Consider the following 778-nt stretch of genomic DNA (forward strand, 5'->3'; position numbering starts at 1 on the left):
GCCCGCGTCGTCCGCCTGGCGCAGCGCCACCGCATCCTGCGCCAGCGGGTCCGCCTCGAACGCGGCGACCTCGCGCGCGTCCATCGGCCCGCCCTGCGCGCCGAGCGTGGCCGCGCTCCGCGCCGACAGCGGCCGCGCCGGCTCGACCGCCGCCAGGTACCGCTTCGCCGGGACGTGCAGCCGCACCAGCCGGGCCACCCGTGCGCCGAGCAGTCCGCGCACCGCGTCCGCGGCCACGTCGGCGTGGCGCGCGTCGTCTCCCGGGCGCAGCAGCTGCCCCAGGTCGTGCACGAGCCCGGCGACCTGCAACTCCTTGTCGCTCGGGTGGGCGCGGCGCAGCAGCGCCGCCGTCTGCAGGGCGTGGTCGTGCAGGTCGACGGGGTCACCGCTGCGGTCGGGGGTGCCCCACGCACCCCGGCATGAGTGCAGCGCGCCCATCAGCTCGTCGACGGTGCGCAGTTCGGCGTGTTCCACGGACGGCATGGACGACTCCTCCCGAAGATCTCCGACGGTCGTGCCACAGCCCACCACGGCGACCTGACGGAGCGGTCAACGGGACGTTAACGGTCGATCCCCGGCGTGGGGCACAATGGCGCGCATGCCCCCGACCAGCACGCCCGCCCTGTCGCGCACCGGTGTGCGCGCGCTGTGGGGCGCCGTGCTCGTGGGCCTGCTGCTCTCGCTCCTCGGCGGCCCCTGCGCCCGCTCCGCCGCCGCGGCCGCGGCCGGACCCGCCGAGGTCCGCCCCGCCCCGCAGGCGAGCGCGTACGCGGCGCCC

The 778-nt window shown here is 77.8% G+C and carries 2 protein-coding genes; one reads left to right on the plus strand and one right to left on the minus strand.

The window, feature by feature from the left end; all coding sequences use genetic code 11:
• On the minus strand, window positions 1-483 hold a 483-nt coding region (locus GTW43_RS36180; RefSeq protein ID WP_161306212.1), incomplete at its 3' end, for an inositol oxygenase family protein.
• Window positions 484-598: 115 nt separating this feature from the next.
• Between GTW43_RS36180 and GTW43_RS36185 the strand changes: the two genes are divergently transcribed.
• On the plus strand, window positions 599-778 hold a 180-nt coding region (locus GTW43_RS36185; RefSeq protein ID WP_161306213.1), incomplete at its 3' end, for a hypothetical protein.

It is taken from the genome of Streptomyces sp. SID5785 (assembly GCF_009870065.1).
Classification (GTDB): Bacteria; Actinomycetota; Actinomycetes; order Streptomycetales; family Streptomycetaceae; genus Streptomyces.